Origin of the sequence: Paenibacillus sp. 2TAB23, from assembly GCF_052115165.1 — a bacterium.
Taxonomy (GTDB): domain Bacteria; phylum Bacillota; class Bacilli; order Paenibacillales; family Paenibacillaceae; genus Pristimantibacillus.
On the sequence record NZ_JBFRGD010000017.1, the window covers coordinates 22,501 to 46,329 of the forward strand.

Annotated in this window: 15 protein-coding genes; 3 read left to right on the forward strand and 12 right to left on the reverse strand. The window is 48.7% G+C overall.

Annotated elements, in window-relative coordinates; all coding sequences use genetic code 11:
• Positions 1 to 79: 79 nt before the first annotated feature.
• Entirely contained in the window at positions 80 to 7,042 is a 6,963-nt protein-coding gene (locus AB4Z29_RS21920; protein WP_441945125.1) for an SdrD B-like domain-containing protein, read from the forward strand.
• Positions 7,043 to 7,103: 61 nt separating this feature from the next.
• On the opposite strand, the gene AB4Z29_RS21925 is transcribed toward AB4Z29_RS21920, so the two are convergent.
• The 5 genes from AB4Z29_RS21925 to ftsE form a co-directional block, all read right to left on the reverse strand.
• A complete protein-coding gene (locus AB4Z29_RS21925; RefSeq protein WP_441945126.1) occupies positions 7,104 to 8,399 on the reverse strand; it encodes a PDZ domain-containing protein in 1,296 nt (431 codons plus the stop codon).
• Between the two features lie 104 nt (positions 8,400 to 8,503).
• On the reverse strand, positions 8,504 to 9,961 hold the full coding sequence (locus AB4Z29_RS21930; RefSeq protein ID WP_441945127.1) for a S41 family peptidase: 1,458 nt from the start codon (positions 9,959 to 9,961) through the stop codon (positions 8,504 to 8,506).
• A 194-nt stretch (positions 9,962 to 10,155) separates the two neighbouring features.
• Positions 10,156 to 11,463, reverse strand: a complete 1,308-nt coding sequence (locus tag AB4Z29_RS21935; protein ID WP_441945128.1) for a murein hydrolase activator EnvC family protein — start codon at positions 11,461 to 11,463, stop codon at positions 10,156 to 10,158.
• A 6-nt stretch (positions 11,464 to 11,469) separates the two neighbouring features.
• Positions 11,470 to 12,387 carry a permease-like cell division protein FtsX gene (ftsX, locus tag AB4Z29_RS21940; RefSeq protein WP_441945129.1) on the reverse strand — a complete coding sequence of 306 codons (918 nt, stop codon included), beginning with the start codon at positions 12,385 to 12,387 and terminating at the stop codon, positions 11,470 to 11,472.
• Complete coding sequence (gene ftsE / locus AB4Z29_RS21945) at positions 12,377 to 13,063, reverse strand: cell division ATP-binding protein FtsE (protein WP_183568472.1); 687 nt, start codon at positions 13,061 to 13,063, stop codon at positions 12,377 to 12,379. The genes ftsX and ftsE overlap by 11 nt, the downstream gene beginning before the upstream one ends.
• 201 nt (positions 13,064 to 13,264) lie before the next feature.
• Between ftsE and AB4Z29_RS21950 the strand changes: the two genes are divergently transcribed.
• A complete protein-coding gene (locus tag AB4Z29_RS21950) occupies positions 13,265 to 14,719 on the forward strand; it encodes a VanW family protein (RefSeq protein ID WP_441945130.1) in 1,455 nt (484 codons plus the stop codon).
• Positions 14,720 to 14,842: 123 nt separating this feature from the next.
• On the opposite strand, the gene argH is transcribed toward AB4Z29_RS21950, so the two are convergent.
• The 7 genes from argH to argC all read right to left on the reverse strand — a co-directional run bounded on the left by argH (position 14,843) and on the right by argC (position 22,969).
• Entirely contained in the window at positions 14,843 to 16,258 is a 1,416-nt protein-coding gene (argH, locus tag AB4Z29_RS21955) for an argininosuccinate lyase (RefSeq protein WP_441945131.1), read from the reverse strand.
• Positions 16,259 to 16,284: 26 nt separating this feature from the next.
• On the reverse strand, positions 16,285 to 17,514 hold the full coding sequence (locus tag AB4Z29_RS21960) for an argininosuccinate synthase (protein ID WP_441945132.1): 1,230 nt from the start codon (positions 17,512 to 17,514) through the stop codon (positions 16,285 to 16,287).
• 48 nt (positions 17,515 to 17,562) lie between these two features.
• The gene (argF, locus tag AB4Z29_RS21965) at positions 17,563 to 18,522 is read right to left on the reverse strand and encodes an ornithine carbamoyltransferase (protein WP_441945133.1); all 960 of its coding nucleotides are present in this window, start codon (positions 18,520 to 18,522) and stop codon (positions 17,563 to 17,565) included.
• Positions 18,523 to 18,567: 45 nt separating this feature from the next.
• On the reverse strand, positions 18,568 to 19,770 hold the full coding sequence (locus AB4Z29_RS21970; RefSeq protein WP_441945134.1) for an acetylornithine transaminase: 1,203 nt from the start codon (positions 19,768 to 19,770) through the stop codon (positions 18,568 to 18,570).
• 5 nt (positions 19,771 to 19,775) lie between these two features.
• Positions 19,776 to 20,561 (reverse strand): acetylglutamate kinase, encoded by a 786-nt coding sequence (argB, locus tag AB4Z29_RS21975; RefSeq protein WP_441945227.1) that lies wholly within the window; start codon positions 20,559 to 20,561, stop codon positions 19,776 to 19,778.
• 51 nt (positions 20,562 to 20,612) lie between these two features.
• Complete coding sequence (gene argJ, locus AB4Z29_RS21980; protein WP_441945135.1) at positions 20,613 to 21,854, reverse strand: bifunctional ornithine acetyltransferase/N-acetylglutamate synthase; 1,242 nt, start codon at positions 21,852 to 21,854, stop codon at positions 20,613 to 20,615.
• Between the two features lie 65 nt (positions 21,855 to 21,919).
• Positions 21,920 to 22,969, reverse strand: a complete 1,050-nt coding sequence (gene argC, locus AB4Z29_RS21985; RefSeq protein WP_441945136.1) for an N-acetyl-gamma-glutamyl-phosphate reductase — start codon at positions 22,967 to 22,969, stop codon at positions 21,920 to 21,922.
• A 381-nt stretch (positions 22,970 to 23,350) separates the two neighbouring features.
• On the opposite strand from argC, the gene AB4Z29_RS21990 reads away from it, so the two are divergent.
• Positions 23,351 to 23,725 (forward strand): hypothetical protein, encoded by a 375-nt coding sequence (locus AB4Z29_RS21990; protein ID WP_441945137.1) that lies wholly within the window; start codon positions 23,351 to 23,353, stop codon positions 23,723 to 23,725.
• The last annotated feature ends 104 nt before the right edge of the window (positions 23,726 to 23,829 follow it).

Genomic DNA, 23,829 nt, shown 5'->3' on the forward strand with positions numbered 1-23,829 from the left:
ATTCTCGTTCACCTGGAATGATGCGTCATACTGCCACATGCAAAAGTAAAAACAGATCGAAAGGAAGGAAGAAAGAACCATGCTATTTCAGAACATGCGGAAAGGTCGTACTCTCCCCTTGGTTATTCTGTTCGCCTTGCTGTTGCAAACAGCGCTGCTGCCCTTAGCGGCTCCAGTAAAGGCGAGCACGCCAATCGATGGACTTACGATCATAAAAACCGCAGATAAGACAGAGGTAAGCGTGAATGATGAATTCAGTTACTTCATTAATGTAGCGCTTGCCAGCACTGTAGCTTTGGCAAAAGATTTGAAGATCGAGGACATTGTTCCCGCTCCCTTTAACATCCAAGGAGTGACAGGCGCTGGAGCAACCGGAAATACTGTTAGTATTAACCGTCAACTCAATCCCGGAGAATCTCTAGAAATAGAAATCAAGGTCAAGGTGGGCAACACATACACCAACTCCGTTGTTACCAAGTCAAATACGGCAACTGCTACGGAACTCTCTAACGGAAACGTGAGCTCCAGCAGCATTGATGTCAAGATTGCTGCGGATCCAACGACTGTACCTACCAATCCACCAACAGCAACACCAACTCCGACACAATCTACATATGACAAGTGGGCAGCCTTCAAAACCCAAGATTCCGGGTTTACAGGCACTGTACTCAATGTAGGCGGAGCAATAAGCTATAAAGTGGGCATCAAATCGGTACAAAAGGGTAACACCCTTCCTGCCGGCGCGCTTAAAGGTATTACCCTGGTAGATACTTACCCGGCAAACGCAACCGTGACGCTTGCTGATATTCAACATTCAGCTGGTCCTAACGTTACTCCCGTAATCAATATGATCAATCGTACCATTACATGGTCCAATTTTGATTTGGCATCTGGTCAAAATTTCGAGGCTCGCGTCACACTCAAATTCTCAGATCAACTCGGCTGGAATGGACCCATCAACCAAACAAATCGTGTAGAGATGACTCAATACACCATAGAAGGACCCGCCGAAACAGAAGTAACCGATGAAAATGCAGAGGTTATTACCAAATTCGGACCACCTGTATCAGGTGGAGGCGCAATCAGCAAGAACCGTACCTTCCAATACCGTTGGCACGGACAAGAACAAACCTATACCATTGGCGGCATTACGAATACAACTACAGGCGCGAATTCAGAGCTTCGCAATTTGGTTCTGACCGATACGCTTCCGACGGAGCTTTCGTATACGCAATTGAAAATGCCAAACCGTCAATGGACCTCTTTTTCTTATGTATTGAAAAATGGCGGAGTACACTCTTTCACTCCAAACGCCAGCGGCAATGCAATTGAAAAAGCATCGACAGGCAGTACACTAACCATTGGTCCTTCGGGCAATATTATTGTGCCTGCAGGCGACTCTTTAGTCAGTGTATCTTGGACTTTCGCATCGTTGCCTATCAATCAAACCATCGGCGGCATTGAAATCAAAGGTTTGGTTTTAAACACGGCAACTGGCGCTAGATCAAGCGAGAACGCTGCTTGCGGTACGGTAACTTCAAATGCAGACCCTAGCGTCGAGCAGGGAGATATCATCAAAAACTGTGCCGTCATTGCTTATGATGCTTTAACCGAAGTAACGCCTGGCAACTGGGCATATGCTGCCAAAACACCTGGAAAAGCAGCATCGACGTTCCTTATTAATGAGCCGAAGCCTTGGCTTACCGCTTCGAAGGACAGCCAGCCTGGAGGCGCATTTTATGGTCCACTTAGTATCGTTCCATTTACGATTAAAGTGAGCAATAAAATAGACGCGACCGGTCCATGGGTAGATCCTGTCATTTATGACCTTCTGCCTCAGGATTTTAATTACTATACCAATCCGAAACAGATTGATGTACCAACAGCACTAGCCGCGTCCTTTACGATTACCGGCTTGCCCGCTGGCGCAGTACCTCCGAAATTAGAAATACTGCCCGATTTGAATGGCAAAACACTTGCCAAATGGTCATGGCCTGCAGGCATTTCTCTTGATCCAGGTACGCAGTTAACCATTACCTACAGTGGTCAAATCCACGCAGGCGCCCTAGCAACAGGCGGATCGGTTAATTACGTCAATAATCTTTATGCAGCTCCAACTAACCCGACTACACAGTTCTGGCATGATCAGAATAGCAATCCATTTGCTCCTTCCGACTTCCCGGGCTGGGCCTCCGACAATACAGGACGCTCAGGAACAGCTCTTGGGTTTGTCATTAATCCTGCTGACCCTGATGAGCGCTACTATGTCAATGCAAGCGCACCCGTAGTCGTCAGTTTGGCAGCTGTCGTTAAATCAGCAAAATGGAACAAAGGAGATCTCGCGCCCGTATTCGACGTCGCTAACTCTGGCGGCTACAGCGGGGAACCAGCGATTTCATTTACACCTTTTGACCGCGTAGTAGGAGGCTCTGAATATACGGAGTTCCCGAGATTCAGTTCTACCTATGAGGGCGGCTCAGCCGATTACAAGCTGGTTATACAGAACAGCGGTAATACTCGTTTATCCAAGGTTGACGCAATCGATATCCTTCCGTTTATCGGTGACCAATCCGTACTCGGAAACACGGCTCGTGGTTCCGAATGGCGTCCAAACCTTGCTTCAGCTCCGACCTCAGGTACCGGCAAAACATTTACTTATGTCCCTGAGAGTGGCGGCCCAAGCAAAACCGTCACCTACGATCTGAATGTATATTACAGTCTTTCAGCTGACAAAAGCGCCATCGTGAACTTTCCCAATGCGGTTGGCAGCAAGAACGGCTGGATTAATCAAGCAAGCTTCACAAGTGACGACCTAACCGATATTCAATCGCTGTACTTTGAGATCAAAAACATTAAAGGCAGTGACGGTAGCAATGATTTGGCTCCAGGTGACTATATTGTTCTTAGCTGGGACATGAACGCCCCAGTAGGAACTGAAACTGGAAAAGTAGCATGGAACTCCTTTGCTATTCAAGCAACAAGCGCAGCTAGTGGCAGAACGATGCTGCCTGCAGAACCTAACAAAGTCGGATTCCTGGTGCATCCTAACAATCAACATGTTCCGCTTGGCGAAATCGGGAACTTTGTCTGGTTCGACAGCAACCGCAACGGCATTCAGGATGAAGAATATCCTGGGGACAGCGGGCAAGGAGCTGGGATAAACGGTATAAAAGTTAACCTTTATAAGGATGGTTCAAACACTCCATATAAAGAAACGATTACCGGCTATCACCAAAACGGAAGCCCCGGCTACTATTTGTTCCAAGGCCTTCCTACCGGTAAATATGAAGTCGAGTTTGTTCTGCCGGAGAGATATTCCCCGACAACGGCTAACACGCCGGGAGCAGATCTTGAACACAAGGAAGATACCGACTCAAATATAGTCACTAAACTTGCTCCTATCGATACGCATACGCCATATCGTACAGACATCATCACCATTGATGTTTTAGACACGGATAAAATCAAAAACTTCACAATCGATTTAGGTCTTGTAGAAGAGGGTACAGTGGTTCCTTCGTTCCCGTCGGCTTCTTTGGTCAAGACAATTGCAGCTGTAGCTAAAGGTTCTTCAACGGAAGCGCCAAATACTAGCTACGTCGTTGCAGGCAACGACGTGCAATACAAAATTGAATTTACAAACACTTCGTCGGTTACTTTGCACAACATTAAAGTACAGGACACACTTGATCGCAATCAAGCAGGTTTTGCTTTCACGACGCTAACGTACGACGGCTCGTCCATTGCGATAAACGGCAATACGCACTCGCGTCCTGATGTTATTTCAAGCGTAAGCAATTCAGGAACCGAGCCTTATATCGTGATTAAGAAATTAGCCCCTGGCAAGAAAATTGTGCTTGATGGCACTTATTCCGTAACAACAGCTGATTTCGATTTAAGCGATTTGGATAATAAGGCTACTGTTTATTACAATGAAGCTGACAAACCTCTGGAGGATCCAGAAAGCATTCCTACTGCAGGCGTCAAAGTAGTAAAAACAAGCAGCAGAACATCTGCATCAAGTGCCGATGAAGGTGATTGGATCGATTACCTCGTAACGGTCACTAACACAGGCAGCAGCACATTGACGAACATCGTCATTACGGACACGAAGGTTTCTGGCATTCCATCCATTCCTTCATTGGAAGCAGGAAAGTCGATTGAAATTACTTATCCGTATCAATTAACAAATGCTGACGTTAGCGGTGCCTCCATCGTGAATACGGTTAAAGCTGACCCAGCGCAAACGCCTCCTGTAACGGATACGCATGAAATTCCGGTCACAGGCGATCCGCGAGGCTCCATCGGCGACTACGTGTGGTTTGACCTAAACGAAGACGGCATTCAAGATGCAAGCGAGAACGGCATTAACGGCATTACTGTAAAACTGCTTGATGCAGGCAATCACGTCATTGCTACAACGCTTACTCGCGACAAGGATGGAAAAGCTGGTCATTATTCGTTCAAAGGATTGCCTTTTGCAACTTATCACGTACAGTTTGTCGTACCTAACGATTATGATGTAACGAAATCAAATCAAGACACGACAGCCACTGATTCCAATGCGATTGATGCATCGGGTGTAACAGCAGACATTGTGCTTACGGCTCTTGCTCCTGATGATCCAACCATCGACCTTGGATTATACCCTCGAGGAGAAATCGGCAATTATGTATGGCTGGATCGCAACCGTGACGGTATTCAAAACGAGCTTGAAAAGAATGGCATTAACGGAATCATCGTGAAGCTGTTCAAGGATAACCCTAATGGTACGGCAATTGCTACAACGACAACAACGAATGATGGCAGCGGAAACCCTGGCTACTATCTATTCGATCACTTGTTGTCTGGCAACTATTACGTACAATTTATTATTCCTAATGATTACAGCAAAACGGTTGAAGGTTCCGTTCCTGGCTCAGGAACAGATTCTAACACAACAAACAACAGCGGATTTACACAACAAATTGTTATCGGAGGAGCTGCTGGCTGGGTTGATCATACGATTGATTTGGGACTAGTCGGCAAAGGCAGCATCGGTAACTATGTATGGGTAGACCGCGACAACAACGGCAAGCAAGACGAGGAAGAGAAAGACGGCGTTAATGGCATCAAAGTCAAGTTGTACGATCAAAACAAAGTCCTGCTTGAAGAAACCGTAACTGGAAATGACACTGCTGGTGATCCTGGTTATTATTTATTCGAGCATCTAGTTGGCGGGAATTATTATGTCGAATTTGAAGTGCCGAGCATCTTTGGTCTTGCAAAAGCATCAGCAGCTGGCACAACAACGGCAGATGACTCCAATCCGACAACGAATGGCTTCACCCAAGTCATCGAGATCGGCGCATCAGCACCAAATGGCTGGAATGATCTTACGATCGATTTAGGGCTTATCGGAATCGGCAGCTTGGGCGATTATGTGTGGCATGACCGCAACCGTGATGGCATTCAGAATGAGAAAGATTCAGATGGCATTAATGGTGTTGTTGTCAAGCTATACAAAGGTACAGCTAGCGGTACTCCAGTAGCACAAACGACTACAGCCAACGATCCAAGCGGCAAACCGGGCTACTATAGCTTTAAAGAGCTGCTCGAAGGCGACTATTACGTCCAGTTCGTTCTTCCAACCGACTATGAGAAGACCGTAGCGGAAAGCGGCGACAATGACGGAATTGATTCAAATGGAACGAACAGCACCCATACTACTGCAAAAATCGAAATCGGTGAAGCAGCTGGTTGGATCGATGCAAGCATCGATTTGGGACTGATCGCTAAAGGCGAGATCGGCAACTATGTATGGCTGGATCGCAACCGTGACGGCATACAAAACGAGAATGCTGCACAAGGGATTAACGGTATCATTGTCAAGCTGTACAAAGACTCTGCAGCCGGTACACCATATGAAGAAACAACAACGAAAACCGGTCCAGACGGCAAGTCTGGCTACTATCTATTCGATAATCTACGCGAAGGCAACTATTTCGTACAGTTCGTCTATCCGATTGATTATGAAAAGACTGTTGCCGGTGCTGGCTCCAATTTAGCTCTAGATTCGAACCCTACGGATGCCAGTGGAATCACATCCATCATCACGATTGGACACACCGAAGGATGGATTGACCACACGATTGACCTTGGGTTGATTGCCAAAGGTAAAATCGGTAATTATGTATGGTACGATGGCAATTCGAACGGCAAGCAGGACGAAGCGGTTGAAACAGGCTTTAACGATGTCGTTGTTAAGCTATTTGACAAGGATAAAAACTTCCTTGAGCAAACGAAAACGGCTAATGACAACGACGGCAAGCCTGGCTATTATTTGTTTGATCATCTTATAAACGGGCAATATTTTGTGCAGTTTATGGTTCCTGCTGGATATATTCCCACGCAAGCAGAAGTAGATGGCTTCTCTGCTGCCGAGGACTCCAACAAAACACAAGAGGGTTATACAGATATCATTCACATTGGGCAAACCGCGCCAAATGGATGGGAGGATCTGACGATCGATTTGGGCTTGTATAATGCTCCAACACCGCCCGTACTTCCACCTGTTTTGCCACCAGTACTTCCACCTGTAACACCAGGCGGCCCTGATCCTGAAGTTCCGGTAGATCCAACCAATCCGCCAACTACCCCAGGTGAAGAAAAACCACCTGTAGAGCATGAAACAACGGAGCAGGATAAACCAATTGACGGACATGTCGATATACCAAAAGACAGCAAGCCGAGCATTGGCGAGAAGCCAGAGCACGGTACGGTTACAGTCGACGACAAAGGCAATTGGGTTTATACACCTAATCCAGGCTATACAGGCAAGGATCAATTCTCTATTATCGTGAAGGATAAAGACGGCAATGAAGAAGAAATTTTCTTCGAAATCGACGTTGAGGTTCCACAAGGCGGTATTGATTCTGGTACTACGCCACCAGTTACCAACCTTCCAAAAACGGGAGAAGAGAGCTATCTAATGATGCAAATTCTTGGATTAAGCTTGCTTATTCTTGGAGTTGCGCTTCGTTTCAAACGTAAGAAAGCATAAAAAAACAGACTGTATGCGGCTGATTATCATCCGTATGCAGTCTGTTTTCTTATTCAATCGCTTAATGCTTCGCTTCCTTTGCGTGAACCCCTCGTCGATTCGATGCATGATAGCTGCGAAGCAGCTCCACTAAGGAGGCAGGTCCGGCGGATGCGTAGTAGTTAGCTTGCTCATCAGGAGCAAGGATGACACCCAGCTGATGATGCTCGCCAGCGAAACGTGCTCGTTGAGCGAACTTAATTTCCCCATCCAAATTGAGCACCTCAAGCTTGCAAAACGCAGAGTTCTGTACGAGAGCCTCGTACAGGTCCTCCTTCGTCTTCACGCGCACACCATTGACCTTATGCAGGATCTCGCCCGTTGCGAGTCCCATAGCCGCTGCAGGCGTCCCTGGCACGATGCCCAGTATTCGCAAGCCCCGTGAATCATGTACATATAAAGGAGACTGTGCCGCTTCCTTCACTCGGCTTCTCCAAATGATTGCTTCGTGCATCAAAAGCGATGCACCAGCTGCAATCGGCAGCAAAATCGGCTGCCACCATGCTATTAGAGCAGCGCCCGCCAAACAGATGCTGTACAATAGCAAGCCTCTTGCCGCATGCTTCGCTTTCTCGCGAGGCAGTAACGATCTTGTCATTTCCGTGAACCCTATAATCATAGGCAATGCAATGATTGACCAGCCCTGCGACCAATCTGCTCCAAAGAGCGGCGTCCAAGGCAGTGCTGCCGTGGATGCTCCACTTATATTCGCAGGAACTAGCATCAGCAGCGGTACTGGCCAGAAGCCCTGAAGCATATAACCGCCAACAAGCTTGCCTCTTTTTCCTTCCAGAAATAGCGGCGTTGCCAGCCGGTCACCCTGCCAGCGTACGAGTATTGCTTCTGCGAGATGCAGCAGCGCTACTAAAACCAACAGCCCAGCTGCGTCAATGCTTGCCAGCGAAACCGCCATTGAGCCGAGCCAGTCTGTTCTCTCCGCCAATGCGGTGAAGCCCACAACCCACTGTAGAAGGGTAATGAAACCTGCACTATAAGCGAAGCATAAATAACGTATGCGTATGAGCATTAAAATAGCCGCTACTGCCCATAACCATATCACTGCCGTTCCCGTTAATGTTAACCCGACAAAAGCACCCGCTATAGACACAGCTAACCCAATAACCAAGCCAGCGAGCAGCGCTTTCAAAACCAAGCTGGGCCAATTATGCAGTTTAACTGCGAATAATTGCCGTTCCATTCGTATCTGTCTTGTAAATTGTAAAATGATAAACAATACCGCAATATAATAAAATGGCTGTGCAACTAATTGGACAGCCGCTTTCCCGAGCATTTCCAGCAACTCGTTCGCCGTTTCCATAGCTAACACTCCTTCGCTCGTTCCGAATTACCCGCTTGCGCAAAAAAATAAAAGGCCGACTCCGTTAAACAGAGTCAACCTCTTATTCATTCGACACATCCAGATTATTTCCTGCTTACCGCTTTAATTGCTTCATGCAGCTGGGTATCGTTTTTCTCATCCTGAATCCATTTGATAACCGCGGCTTCAAGCGCCTCACCGGTTACCTTATCGACTTGTCCCGTAGCCGGCAGGCTATGCTCAGTCTGGAATTTCTTTACGGCCTCAACCGTTTCTAGGCCATAATAGCCATCTTCCCGCTTCGGTTCATAGCCAAGGCCGTGCAGCATAATTTGTACGCTGCGCACCTGTTCGCCAAGGGTATCCTGCTTCAGCGTCTCTTCAAGTGCCAGCCTAGCTACCTTGTACAAATCAGGAGGCTCTATGGCAATATCCGGCTTGATTCCATTTTCATGGATCCAATTGCCCTTTGGCGTCAACCACTTCGCAATGGTCATCTTCAATAGGCTTCCGTCACCTAGCGCTTTGTTATAGCTAACCTGTACCGTGCCTTTTCCGAAGGACGTTTCGCCAACAAGCTTCGCTCCAGCGCTTTCTTGCAAAGCTCCAGCCAATATTTCCGAGGCGCTTGCGCTTCCGTTATTCATAAGAACGGCAATCGGGTACGTTTTACTCTTGCCCTTAGACAACGTTTTCTCCCGTTTGCCTTCCCGATCCTCTACTTGGACGACCGTTGCCCCTTTATCCAAAAAGGATTGGGCGATATCCACCACAACGGGCAGCACGCCGCCTGGATTGTTGCGCACATCCAGAACGAGGCCCTTCATGCCTTGCTCCTCCAGCTTCGCGAGCTCCTGCTTGAAGCGCTCTGCCGTATGCAGCGAAAACTGCCTGATCTCGATGACCCCTGTTCCATCTTTCCGAAGCTTGCCATATACCGTTTCCACATCAATGTCGTCACGGATCAACACAAGCTGAATCGGGTCAGAGAAGCCTGCGCGCTGCACCTGAATCTTCGCTTTGGTTCCTTTAGGACCGCGAATTTTGGCGACGGCATCCTGCAGATTCAAACCATCAAGCTTGGCGCCATTCACTGAGAGCAGGACGTCCTTCGCAAGCAATCCCGAGCGCTCGGCCGGCGATCCTTTAATTGGCGAAACGACTACGATTTTGCCATTCTCAAGCGTTACTTCCGCACCAATGCCGGTGAACGAGCCCTCGATCGATTCAGAGAAATGCTGCGCGACATCCTTCTCCATATAAACGGAATAAGGATCATCAAGCGAGGACATCATTCCGCTGACCGCGCCGTCCAGCAGCTCATGGCGGTCAACCTTTTGATAATATTTGGTCTCGATTAATTCCAGTACCGCATTTAACTTCGTTAGCTCGTCCTCTTTCAGCCCGAACTGCTCACTCTCGTCACTCGCAGACGCTGTGAGGGCAGGTGCCGAATGCTGATCCGGATTGATCATTTGGTCCGCGATCGTAAGCGTCACGAGCACGGAGGCAATCATCGTCAGCATAACGAACGCGAATACTGTACGTCCTTTGAAATGCACCTGTCTACACCACCTTCTCATCTTCCACGGTCTTAGCTTTAAGACCACCCTAGTATATGACAATTTGCTTGCAATTATTTGTCTTATCCGGCAAAGATGATCATTTCGTCAGGTAAGGGATCAAAATTTCAAACGAGGCAGCCACATGGGCTGCCTCTGAAAATTCGTTATGAATAATTCGCTATGAATAATGCCTATTTTAAATAGCTGCTCGGATTTACCGGCGTCTGGTTTTTACGTACTTCGAAATGCAAATGCGGTCCGGTCGAGTTGCCCGTACTGCCAACCTCGGCGATTTTTTGGCCTTTTTGAACCTTTTCGCCTTTTTCAACCTTAATTCCTCCATTGCGAATATGACCATACAGCGTCCATAAGCCATTTCCATGGTCAATGATGACGCAGTTGCCGTAGCTGCTCCAGCTCTGGGCAACTAACACAACGCCATCCTCGGCGGCATAAATATCTGTACCCTGGGGTGCTGCGAAATCGATTCCTGTATGCGTATGCTTCTTGCCCGAAATCGGATGGACCCGCGTACCAAAGTTTGAGCTAATCCGGTAGTTATCCCTAATCGGCATGCCTAGCTTACCGCCGCTATACGGATTCGAGATATTATTTTTCTCGGCATTTAGCTTGGACACTTTGGCTGCGAGAGCCATAAGCAAATCTTCCTGCTCCTTGCTAATTCCTTCAAGCTCCTCGAGTGTACTGTCTATTTGATGAAGCTTACTGTCTATTTGGTCGAGTTCGCCGTCAAGCTGCTGGATATTGCTGTTGTAGCTCGCAATCATCAACTGCTTCTCTTCTTCTTTCTTAGCCAGATGAGCCTCATACATTTCAAGCTTTTCATAAATCTTAGACATTTCGCCAAATTGCTTCTCTACCTCAACTTTCTTGAGGGCGACAAGCTCCTTTTCTTCCCTTTGCTCTGCCAAAATATCACGGTCCTGCGACAAGATGGATTGAAGAGCATCGAAACGGTCAATGAAATCAGTGAAACTCGTCGCGCTAAGCAATACGTCCATGTATGAAACAAATCCGTTCGTATACATGAGGCGCATGCGGGATTGCAACAGCTCATCACGAGTATTCACCCGCTCCTCAGCTTGGTCTAATTCAAGACCTGTTTGCAGCAGCTCTTCTTCCTTAGCATCACGCTGTGCAAGCGCATTTGTTTTGTTAATGACTACATTATCAATCTCGGCCATGATGTTGTTGATCGAAGCAAGGGCTTCCGCCTTCTTATCCTGGATGGTTCCCTTCTCATTCTCTGCAGCTTCAGCCTGCTTGTGCGCATTCGCAGCCTGCTGCTTCACGCTTGCGGCCTCTCTCTCTGCCTTGGCAGCGCGCTGTTCGGCTGCCCTCATCTCGGCTTTGGCAGCTGCAATCTGTTTCTTAATATCGCTTAGGGAAGCCGCCTCCCCTCCAGTTGGCTGCAATACAAACACCGTGAGCATCATCGTAGCTACAAATAATAGCCATTTTCTCTTCTTCACGTTCATATCCACCTACACTTTCAAATACTTGCGTATCGAAATGGTACTGCCCCAAACACCGATAATCGTGCCAAGACCTATGAGCAACGCTGCCGTCAACAGGCCAGAATCCTCTAACGTAACGAGCTTTATCATCATAAGCGATAATTCCATTTGCGTAATTTTGACCAGCTGCGAGTAACTAAATAAAACGGCTCCCGTTGTGAGAACGGAACTTATAATTCCAATCAACGCACCTTCGATGAAAAATGGCCAGCGTATAAAAGCATTCGTTGCACCAACAAGCTTCATAATGCCGATCTCGCGTCTTCTTGCAATAATCGTCATCTTAATCGTATTGGAAATTAAGAACATCGCCGTCACAGATAATCCAATAACGACCACGATCCCTATGTAACGAACCGCATTCGTAATTTTGAACAAGGTTTCGACCGTTCCTTGCCCGTATTTGACTTTAGCAATCGGAATCAGCTCATCCGCTGCATTTATAGCTTCTATTTGTTTCGCTGCGCTCTCAATAGATTGGGGGTCATATACCTCAACCGTAAACGAATCAGGCAGCGGGTTTTTTTCATTTTCATAACCGTCGAGTAAATCCTTATTGTCTTCGCCCAAGTTTTTTCTCAGCAGCTCAAGTCCCTCTGCTTTGGATACGAATGAAACTTTTTTCACCTCGGTAAGATTGCCGATCTTGTTCTGGACTTCCGTAATCTTCGCCTGTTCCACGTTCAACTGGAGAAAAACACGAATCTGCACCTGGCTTTCAATCTGAGCAGCCATATGGTTGACGTTCAAAGCGAGCAGTAAAAAGATGCCTAATATAAATAACGATATAAATATCGAGCTCATCGACGCGAAGGACATCCAACCATTTCGAATTATGTTTTTGGCGCCCTCTCGAAGATGTCGGGTTACGGTTCTAAGCTTCATAGCCGTACTCCCCTCTAGCCTCATCACGGACAATATTGCCGTTCTCGATTGCAATGACGCGCTTGCGTATGGAGTTCACGATATCTTTGTTATGAGTAGCCATTACGATCGTCGCCCCGCGGAAGTTAATTTCCTCGAGCAGGTTCATAATGCCAAGCGACGTCTCCGGATCCAAATTCCCGGTAGGCTCGTCCGCTACGATAACAGAGGGATTGTTCACGATTGCCCTTGCAATCGATACGCGCTGCTGCTCACCGCCCGATAGCTGAGCTGGAAGGCTGGCATGCTTATGCTTCAGTCCAACGAGGTCGAGCACCTCCATCGTCCGTTTTTTGATCACCCTGGTTGGCGCCTCGATAACCTCCATCGCAAAAGCGACGTTTTCAAATACCGTTAATTTGGGTAATAGTCTAAAGTCCTGGAATATGACGCCTATATTGCGCCTTACGAATGGAATTTTACGCGGCTTCAGCTTGCCTATATTAAAACCGTTCACGGAGAGCTGGCCCTTCGTTGGTACTTCCTCGCGATAAATCAGCTTCATAAATGTGGATTTCCCCGCACCTGACGGTCCTACTAGATAAACAAATTCATTGCGATCTATACGAACAGAGACGCCTCTTAACGCATGCGTTCCGTCGGTGTACGTCTTCCATATGTCTTGCATCTCAATCACATTATCACATCCTGTTTATAGTCAGTACTACTATTTCGACAGTTTGTGCTCAATTCCTTCATGAGAAGCTCGCTTTCCTCATTTTTCACAAATCTCATAAAAAAACGTTTGTCGAATCAGCCGCTATTGCGCGCTAGACAAAATTACAGGGCATGAAGCATATACATGTAAGACTGCCTTGTTTTTCACGCGCAGAAAGGAGTGATTCGTATCGTAAAACGTATCCATATTGGCATTATTGTGCTAGCTTCCCTCCTGCTGGCCGCAGCAGTCTGCTGGGGTTTTGTCTGGAACTATGCGCTTCAAAAGACCGTTCCTAAGCAGGTTGATGCCGGCGGTATCCAAATCGGCGGCTTGGCGCTGCAAGAAGCGCTCAATAAGCTCGATCAATATGAGAAGTCGCTGCTGCAGCGTACAATTACGATCCAATCTTCTGCTGCTGTGGCGAGCGACAGCAAGCAATGGACCGTTTCGGAGCTTGGCTATAAGGCTGCATTCACAGGGGCCCGGGAAGCTCTGGCTAAGCTTGAAAAGGGAGACATATGGGAACGTGCCGTCTATCGGTACCAATTCCAGAAATCCTATGCGCTTATTCAAAGCTGGAATGCTGATGTTTTTGATGCCGCCTTACGCAAGCAGTGGAGCTGGATAGAGAAAAACGAAACCAAAAACGCTACACGAACCATAACGGATGACGACCATGTCGTCTATGAGCCACATGTTGATGCTTACCGACTTGATACTGCCGAGCTTACGGCCCGTGTTGATCAATGGGTTATACTGCCCAAGGAAAAAATCGGATTGCCCGTCGAAATGGCTTTTACAGCTACCCTTCCGATTACAACCATTCACCCCGAGCTTACGCTTGAAAAGCTGAAGGATGAAGGAATCGAACGTAAAATTATTTCGTTCTCTACCGATTTCAAGACAAGCGCAGAGGGTCGTGCCCATAACGTTACGGTTACGGCTGAGGCGCTTGACGGCTGGGAGCTGGCGCCCGGCGAGATCTTTGATTACAACAGTCTCATAGAACATGCGGAGGAACTATACGAATATCGAGAGGCTCCTGTTATCCTAAACGGGAAACTGGTTCCCGGTATCGGCGGCGGAATCTGCCAGGTTTCAAGCACGCTTTATAATGCGGCGCTGCGAGCGGGCCTCGAGATTGTGGAGCGGCGCAACCATTCCCTGCCGGTCGCCTATTTGCCTATTGGTCAGGATGCCACCTATGCCGGTGGTGCCATTAACTTCCGATTTAAAAACACAACGGGCAAGCATTTGATCATTCGAACCCAAGTAGAGGAACGCAAGCTTACGATTAAACTCTTCGGGACCATGAACCCTAACGAGAGCTACGACATCGAATCTGTAACGCTGAAAACCATTGCTCCCTCTGTGCAAGAAAGAAGCAACGCAGGCCTATCTCCCGGTCAAAAGGTGGTTGTGGAGGAAGGCAAGCTGGGCTATGTTGTAGAAACCTTCCGTACGCTTAAGAAGGACGGCAAGCTTGTGAGCCGAGACCGAATTTCGCGTGATACCTACAAAGCGCAGCCTTCCCTGATCGAAGTAGGTCCGCACAAAGGCGGGAATAACCCGGCTGCAACGCCGACGCCTGCTCCGAGCGTGAAAGAGCCGATCTTGGAGGATGGAATCTAAGTTTATGCAACTCTTATGTTCTTAAGCAGCTTCATATGATCAAAAAAAAGCAGTTCGGCTGCTCGCCCGCTTGGGCTACGCCGAACTGCTTTTTATATACAATGCCTGAATGATCAGGCTCCATTATCTGCTGCGTTCCAAATACTCGGTTACCCATGCTGCGGTTTCTGCCAAAGCAGCCTCCGCACGGCCGATTGCATCTTCTACCTGGGTTTTTGCCGTACCGCCGTAAACATTACGCGCATTCACAACCTGCTCTGGTTGGAGCACCGCATAAATACGGTCATCGAACAAAGAGGAGAATTGCTTGAATTCTTCCAACGTAAGATCCAGCAAGTATTTGTTTTGCTCGATACAGTAGAGAACCGTCTTGCCAATAACCTCATGCGCTTGACGGAATGGCAAGCCTTTGCCGACGAGGAAATCCGCAATATCGGTTGCGTTGGAGAAGTCTTGGTTCACAGCTTGGCGCATGCGTTCCTTGTTCACTTTCATCGTCGCGATCATGGGAGCGAACAGCTGAAGCGCGCCTTGCAGCGTCTTCACCGTATCGAACATGCCTTCCTTGTCTTCCTGCATGTCCTTGTTGTACGCAAGCGGCAAGGACTTGAGCACAGTCAACAAGCCGACGAGGTCGCCGTAAACACGGCCTGTTTTTCCGCGCACCAGCTCGGGAACGTCTGGATTTTTCTTCTGCGGCATTATGCTGCTGCCCGTGCAGAAAGCATCATCAAGCTCGACGAAATGAAACTCCGTGCTCGACCATAGAATTAACTCCTCGCTGAGACGCGAAAGATGCATCATGATAATCGAAGCGTCCGCCAGAAACTCAACGATGAAGTCGCGGTCGCTTACCGCATCCAGGCTGTTTTCATAGACGCGATCGAATTTCAACTGGCTCGCTACAAAGTGGCGGTCGATCGGGAACGTCGTTCCCGCAAGCGCCCCCGCTCCAAGCGGCAATACGTTTATACGCTTATAGCTGTCCTGTAGGCGCTCGATATCACGGCCGAACATGGAAACATACGCCATCAAATGATGGGCAAATAGAATCGGCTGCGCGCGCTGCAAATGCGTATACCCCGGCACGATTGTATCGATATTCGCTTTAGCTTGCTCAATAAGTGCGGATTGCAGTTTATAGAGCATATCCACGAACTCGACTACCCGTTTGCGAAGCCACAAGTGCATGTCTGTTGCTACTTGATCGTTCCGGCTGCGTCCTGTATGCAGCTTTCCGCCAACGGAGCCTACATCATCAATGAGAGTCTTCTCGATATTCATATGAATATCTTCGTCTCCGATTGAGAACTCGATATCGTCGCGCTTAATGCGCTGCAATACCCGGTGCAAGCCGTCTTTGATTTTCTCCACGTCGTCGGCCGGCAAGATCCCTTGCTTGCCCAGCATCGTCACATGCGCAATGCTGCCTTGGATATCCTCTTCGGCAAGCTCCTTGTCGAACATAATGGATGCTGTATATTCCTCTACCAATTGGTCCGTTTTTTTCGTAAACCGACCGCCCCATAATTTACTCACTGGTTCGTTACACTCCCTTGTAAAGCTTATTTGTTGCTGACAGCCGAGGAAACCTTCAAGCGCAAAGCGTTCAATCGGATAAAGCCTGTCGCATCGCCTTGATCATATGCTTTGGACGGATCTGCTTCCATCGTTGCGATGTCTGGGTTGTACAAGCTAACCGGGCTTTGTACGCCTGCGCCGATTACGTTGCCTTTATATAGTTTCAAGCGAACAACGCCGCTAACGTTCTTTTGCGATTCTGTTACGAGTGCTTGTAGAGCAAGACGCTCAGGAGCGAACCAGAAGCCGTTGTAGACAAGCTGGCTGTATTTGGCGATTAAGGAATCGCGAAGATGCATCACCTCGCGGTCCATCGTCAGGGATTCCATTTTGCGGTGGGCTGTGAATAGAATCGTTCCGCCTGGTGTCTCATACACGCCGCGGCTCTTCATGCCAACGAAACGGTTCTCCACCATGTCTACACGACCGATGCCATGCTTGCCGCCAAGCTCATTCAGCGTATCCATCACTTCAAGCGGGCTGAGCTCCTTGCCGTTAATAGCCGTACAATTGCCTTCTGCGAGAGTAAGCTCGACATATTCCGCTTTATCAGGCGCGTTCTCTGGCGATACGCTTAGCACGTACATGCTTTCGTTTTCTTCAGAGCTAGGATCAAACCAAGGATCCTCAAGCATTCCGCTCTCAAAGCTAATGTGAAGCAGGTTACGGTCTGTCGAATAAGGCTTAGCCGCGGATGCCGTTACCGGAATATCATGCTTCTCGGCGTATGCGATCATTTCCGCGCGTCCTGGGAATTCCTCGCGGAACGCTTCAAGGCGCCAAGGCGCGATAACGCCGATCTCTGGTGCCAAAGCAGCTGCCGTCAGCTCGAAACGCACTTGGTCGTTTCCTTTGCCTGTTGCTCCGTGGGCAATATACGCAGCGCCTTCTGCACGTGCAATATCAACCATCCGCTTAGCGATAAGCGGACGAGCGATCGATGTGCCCAGCAAATACTGGCCTTCATACAATGTTCCCGCTTGGAACATCGGGTAGATAAAATCCTTGGCGAACTCATCGCGCAGATCATCGATATATACTTTCGATGCGCCAGTAGCTAATGCTTTGGCCTCCAAGCCGTCTAGCTCGTCCTTTTGGCCAATATCAGCCGTGAATGCAATGATTTCCGCGTCGTATGTTTCTTTCAACCATTTGAGGATAACCGAAGTATCCAAGCCGCCGGAATAGGCGAGTACGATTTTTTCTTTTGCCATAATAGTGTTTACTTCCCTTCGAATGAATTCATAACGTTAAGCGGTATGTTAAGACATAATAGCTGCCATGATCGCTTTCTGCGCATGGAGACGGTTCTCCGCCTGGTCGAAAATAATAGAGCTGTCGCCGTCGATTACGCCTTCACTCACTTCTTCGCCGCGATGTGCCGGCAAGCAGTGCATAAAGAGATAATCCTTTTTCGCGTATTTAATCAAAGCCTCGTTTACCTGATACGCGGCAAAAGCAATTTCGCGTTCCTTCTGCTCAGCTTCTTGACCCATGCTCGCCCACACATCCGTGTATACGATATCCGCATCGGCAATCGCTTCCTTAGGATCACGGCAAATGTGGATTTGCGAGCCCGTTTCTGCAGCATGATCCTTCGTTTGCTGAATTATATCCGCATCCGGCTCATAGCCTTCAGGCGTCGCTACGGACATATGAAGACCAAGCTTCGCAGCACCCATCAACAGGGAATGCGTCATATTGTTGCCGTCGCCGATATAGGCAATCTTCAGCCCTTCCAAGCGGCCCTTCTGCTCGAGAATCGTTTGATAATCGGCAAGCGCCTGACAAGGATGAGATAGATCTGTCAACCCGTTAATAACCGGAATGGTAGCTCCACGCGCCAGTTCAACGACTTTACGATGAGCGAACGTACGGATCATGATACCATCCAGGTAACGCGATAGCGTCTGCGCCGTATCCCAGATCGTCTCGCCGCGGCCGATTTGCAAATCATTCCCGCTTAGGAAAAGTCCTTGCCCGCCTAGCTGATACATCCCCACCTCGAATGATACACGCGTGCGAGTAGACGATTTCTCGAAAATCATGCCTAGTGTTTTTCCTTTTAGCACATGATGCGTTTCGCCTGCTTTTTGCTTTTGCTTCAAATCAATGGCTAGATCGATCAAGTAGCGGATTTCCTCCGGCTTGAAGTCAACCAGCATGAGAAAGTCGCGCCCCTTTAAGCTTTGCGCCAACTCCTCTTTTACAATTCCTTGCATGGTGTAGTCCTCCTTCATGTTGGATCTCTAAGCTTGTATTCATTATTAAACAACAGGGCGCTTTTCTTCCAGCAGCTCTGCCAGTATGGCAACAGCCATGTCGATTTCTTCGTCCGTTACTAACAAATTAGGCAATAGGCGAATAACGTTCGGTCCAGCCGAAATAGCGATCAGCCCGCGTCCCTGCGCTTTGTTCAAAACGTCTGCAATCGGCTCTGCGCATTCAATGCCTACGAGCAGCCCAAGACCGCGCACCTCGTTGACAAAAGCATTTCCTGCCAGCTTCGCACGAAGCTGATTCATTAGATATTCGCCTTTTTGTGCCGCACGCTCTGACAAGCCTTCGCCCACAATCGTCTCGACCGTGGCTTTTACGACTGCTGTGGCAATTGGCGTACCGCCGAAGGTTGAACCATGACTGCCCGCTGAGAACCCCTCGCGCAGCTTCTCCTTCGCTGCCATCGCACCGACTGGGAAGCCGCTTCCGAGTCCCTTGGCCATCGTGAAAATATCCGGCTCAATGCCATAGTGCTCATACGCAAACAATTTGCCCGTACGACCCATCCCTGTTTGAATCTCATCGACGATTAACAGAATGCCTTGCTTCTCGCACAATGCGACAAGTGCTTTGAGGTATTCAGGATCAACCGGGTAAATGCCGCCTTCAGCTTGCACCATCTCCAGCATCACAGCCGCTGTCTGATCCGATACAGCCGCCTCAAGGGCAGCAAGATCGTTTAACGGAATTGTCGTAAAGCCGGCTGGCAGCGGCGCAAAGCCTTCTTTCACCTTCGCTTGGCCTGTTGCCGTAAGGGTTGCCAATGTGCGTCCATGGAAGGACTGCTCGAAAGTGATGATTTCAAAACGGCCATTATTCAGCACCTTCTGGTTGTATCGGCGCGCGAGCTTGATTGCCGCTTCGTTCGCTTCCGCTCCCGAATTACAGAAAAAGACGGCATCCGCACAGCTGTTGTCCGTAATAAGCTTGCCCGCTTCCGCTTGGTTCGGAATATGGAACAGGTTAGATACATGCCATAATTCATCGAGCTGCTTGATTAACGCTGCTTTGATTTGTTTAGGAGCATGCCCGAGATTCGTAACCGCAATACCACTCATGAAATCAAGGTATTTATTCCCTTTATCGTCCCACAGCCAGCTTCCTTCGCCCTTTACAAGCGCCATCGGATATCTTGCATAGGTCGGGAACAAAGATTGGTCAACCACAGTCTCTGTTTTTGTATTGCTCATCGGCTCTACACCTGCCCTTCATTCGTTTGAACAATCCGAGTACCTACTCCGCCTTCGCGGACTGCCTTCGTCAATACGCCTGGCTCTTCGCCGCTTACAATAACAACCTCGCGGACTCGGCCTTGTATGCACTGGATCGCTGCGCGTACTTTTGGAATCATGCCGCCATAGATTTCGCCGCTGACAATCATCTCTTCGATTTCTTCTACAGAAACGACAGGCAGCACCTGCTTCTGTCCGTCCACCGTTTTTAGAATGCCCGGCACATCCGTCACCACGATCATACGCTCTACGCCCAAATGGGATGCGACAGCTCCAGCTGCCGTATCGGCATTGATATTGTAGCGCTGCCCTTGATCATCGATTCCGATTGGGGCTATCACCGGAATGTAGCCCATGCCCATTATGCCTTCGATAATGGCTGCATTCACATCAGTAACCTCGCCGACAAAACCAATCTCAGCGGCGTTCGTTACCGGAACAGCTTGAATGAGCTTGCCGTCAACTCCTGAAAGTCCCAATGATTTCGCACCGTTGATTTGAATTTTACGGACGATCTCCTTATTGATGCGGCCTGCTAGCACCATCTCTACCACATCCAGAACCGCATCATTCGTTATCCGTAGTCCATTCACGAATCCCGTCTCGATGCCGAGCTTGCCCAGCGTCTCCGAGATCGCAGGTCCGCCGCCATGCACGATAACCGGCAAAATGCCAGCAAGCTGCAGCTCGCGCAGCTCGTCAAAAAAGCTGTTTGGAAGCGCCGCGAGCGTGCTGCCGCCGCATTTCATTACAAATCGTTGCTCCGTCACTGATTCATTACCTCCATGCATGTTCTTTGCTTACGTCCGATACGCCGCATTGATGCGAACGTAATCATAGGTCAGATCACAGCCCCATGCCGTTGCCTTTCCTTCACCGTTATGTAGATCAACGCGTATCACAACCGTATCGCCTTTCAAATATTCCAAGGCAATCTCCTCATCGAATACGACAGGACGGGACTGCTCTAATGTCCAAATATCGCCTAGACGGATATCTACCGTGTCAGGATTGACGGGCTGGCCTGCGCGGCCTACTGCCGCAATAATACGGCCCCAGTTCGCGTCAGCTCCAAACACGGCGGATTTAACAAGCGAGGATCCGATTACCGTTTTCGCAATCGCTTGTGCAGAATCGTCACTGACAGCGCCGTTTACCTGTACCTCAACCAGCTTAGTTGCTCCTTCACCATCACGTGCAATCGCCTTCGCGAGCACCTCGCACACATAACGAATTGCCGCTGCGAAAGCAGCCCAGCCCTCGTGAGCCTCCGTCAGCTCATTATTCCCTGCAAGCCCACTTGCCATCGCAACCAGCATGTCGTTCGTGCTTGTATCGCCATCAACCGTAATCATATTAAAAGTCAAATCAGTCGCTTGACGCAGCAATTGCTGAAGCGCCTCGCTGCCGATCGCTGCATCCGTTGTGACGAAGCCAAGCATCGTTGCCATATTCGGATGAATCATGCCTGAGCCTTTCGCCGCACCGGCAACGGACACGCGTTTGCCATCCAGCTCAAGCTCGACACAAACCATTTTCTGTACTAGATCCGTTGTCAGAATAGCTTGGCAGAAATCATCCGCGCCTGCCCGTGAGCCGTTCAGTCTAGCCGGCAGGCCATCAATGCCATTACGCACATTATCCATCTTAAGCAGCTCGCCAATGACGCCCGTTGAAGCAACTGCAACCTGATCCTTTGAAACACCTATCGATTCTGCGAATCTAGCGCTCATCTCGTAGGCATCGGCTTCACCCTGTTTGCCTGTGCAAGCATTCGCATTGCCACTGTTCACCAACACCGCACGGAGCTTGCCGCCAGCGGCGATGCTCTCACGGGTTACTTGCAGCGGAGCGGCTTGAAACGCATTCGTCGTATAAACGCCCGCCGCAGTTGCAGGGACCTCGCATACGATTGCGCCAAGGTCATGACGCGTCGTTTTTTTGAGACCGCAGTGCAGTCCGCCTGCCGTAAAGCCTTGAGGCGTTGTGATCGAGCCGTCCGAGACGACTGTGAACAAAGCTGTCGTATTATCCTGTACCATCGTAAAATCGTTTCTCCTTCACCTGTATGAATAGGAATATAAGTTCAAAAATGATTTAAGTCTGCTTAAGGATAAACGGGAACGAATTGCAAGCCTAGCGTCTCATCCCAGCCCATCATGAGGTTCAGGTTTTGAATCGCTTGCCCTGCCGCTCCTTTAACTAGGTTGTCAATGACGGACACGATGGTTACCCGGCCCGTACGCTCGTCAACCGCAAAGCCGATATCGCAATAGTTCGAGCCCCATACTTCCTTCGTCGTCGGCCATTGGCCTTCTGAGCGAATACGTACAAATTTGCGGCCTTCATAGTAGGAACGGTAAAGCTCTACGAAGTCGGCTGAGCTCCGCTCGCCTTGCACAGCAGCATACATCGTCGACATAATACCGCGCGTCATCGGTACGAGATGTGTCGTAAAGGTCGTCACGACCGGTTTGCTCGCCGCGTCCGACAGCACCATTTCAATCTCTGGGATATGCTGATGCTGGTTTAATTTATAAGCCTTCAGGTTTTCGTTCAGCTCGGAATAATGTGTGCCTAAAGATGCGCCGCGCCCTGCCCCGGATACCCCGGACTTAGCATCAATAATAATAGTGGAGGGATCAATCCATCCCGCTTTAACTGCCGGAATGAGGCCTAGCAGAGTTGCTGTCGGATAACATCCGGGATTCGAAATGAATGGAGCGTTCAGCACTTGGTCTCCATAAATTTCGGCCAAGCCGAATACCGCCTGCTTCAAGTAAGCTTCATCCGCTGCAGGCTTTTTATACCATTGCTCATACAATGCAGGCGACTTCAATCGGAAATCACCGGACAAGTCCACAATTTTCAGACCTGCCTCAAGCAACGCTGGCACTAGCTTCGCTGCTACACCGGCTGGCGTTGCCAAAAACACAACATCTGCTTTAGCCTTGATTGCTGCCGGATCTACATCATCTAGTAGCTCCTCGCGAATACCGGTCAGATGCGGATATCCTTCCGTGATTGGCGTACCTGCGCTAGAAGACGAAATGACCGATGTCACCTCTGCAAGCGGGTGGGAAGCCAGCAAACGGATAAGCTCTACGCCGCCATAGCCGGTTGATCCAATAATTGCTACTTTCACTTTTGTGCCCATATTGATCTCTCCTCGAAACGAAATGCCGCTGGCTCAATAATAACCGCGCCGCAGCTGTATCTATTGCTCTTTCCGCAAGCGAAAAGGTTGTCTTCTTCTTCAACTTATAATTGTACAACATTCGGCAGTTGATGGAAATATGCATGTTTATTCGTATTATTATACATTTCAATTCATAATAATACAACGAACAATTGTGGCTATTTTTTATCCAATATTCAACTTTAAAAGGATAAATATATTCATAAAACAGAACAAATGTTCTCATTTTTATGTTATCATACGAGTAGCAGAAATGATATACTAATTTCAACGAGAGAAAAATGGACGGCGCCACACCAAGCTAAACAGCTATTCATTTAAAATGGAGGTGACTTAAGTATGGGAGAGAACATTTTGCAGCAAATTCTAAATGAGTTAAGCTCATTGAGAGACGGACAGCAGAACATGGAGCGTACATTAAGCGAGGTCAAAGAAGAGCAGCAGAGCATGCGGCATACACTCAGCGATTTAAAGGTCGAGCAGCAAACAACTAACCAACGTCTGCATCAAATCGAAGCACTCGTCGTTGATATTCCTCTGATTCGTCAGGCTGCGCTGGAAACGCTCGAGATTTCAAAACGACTCGATTCCGGACAGGCAAGCTTCGAGCGCAAAGTAACAGCTGAATTGAATACGCACAGCTTCGGGATTGATATTCTGAATCGAGAGCAGCTTAATCTTAAAACGGAAATTGAAAAACTAAAACGAAAGTAATCGAATACTTGAGATCCTATGAGGATACAAGCCCGTCTTGCCATTCAACGGCAGCCATTTCTTGTATCCTTTATATTCTCTTTCACCGCTACCGCTCCATCTTA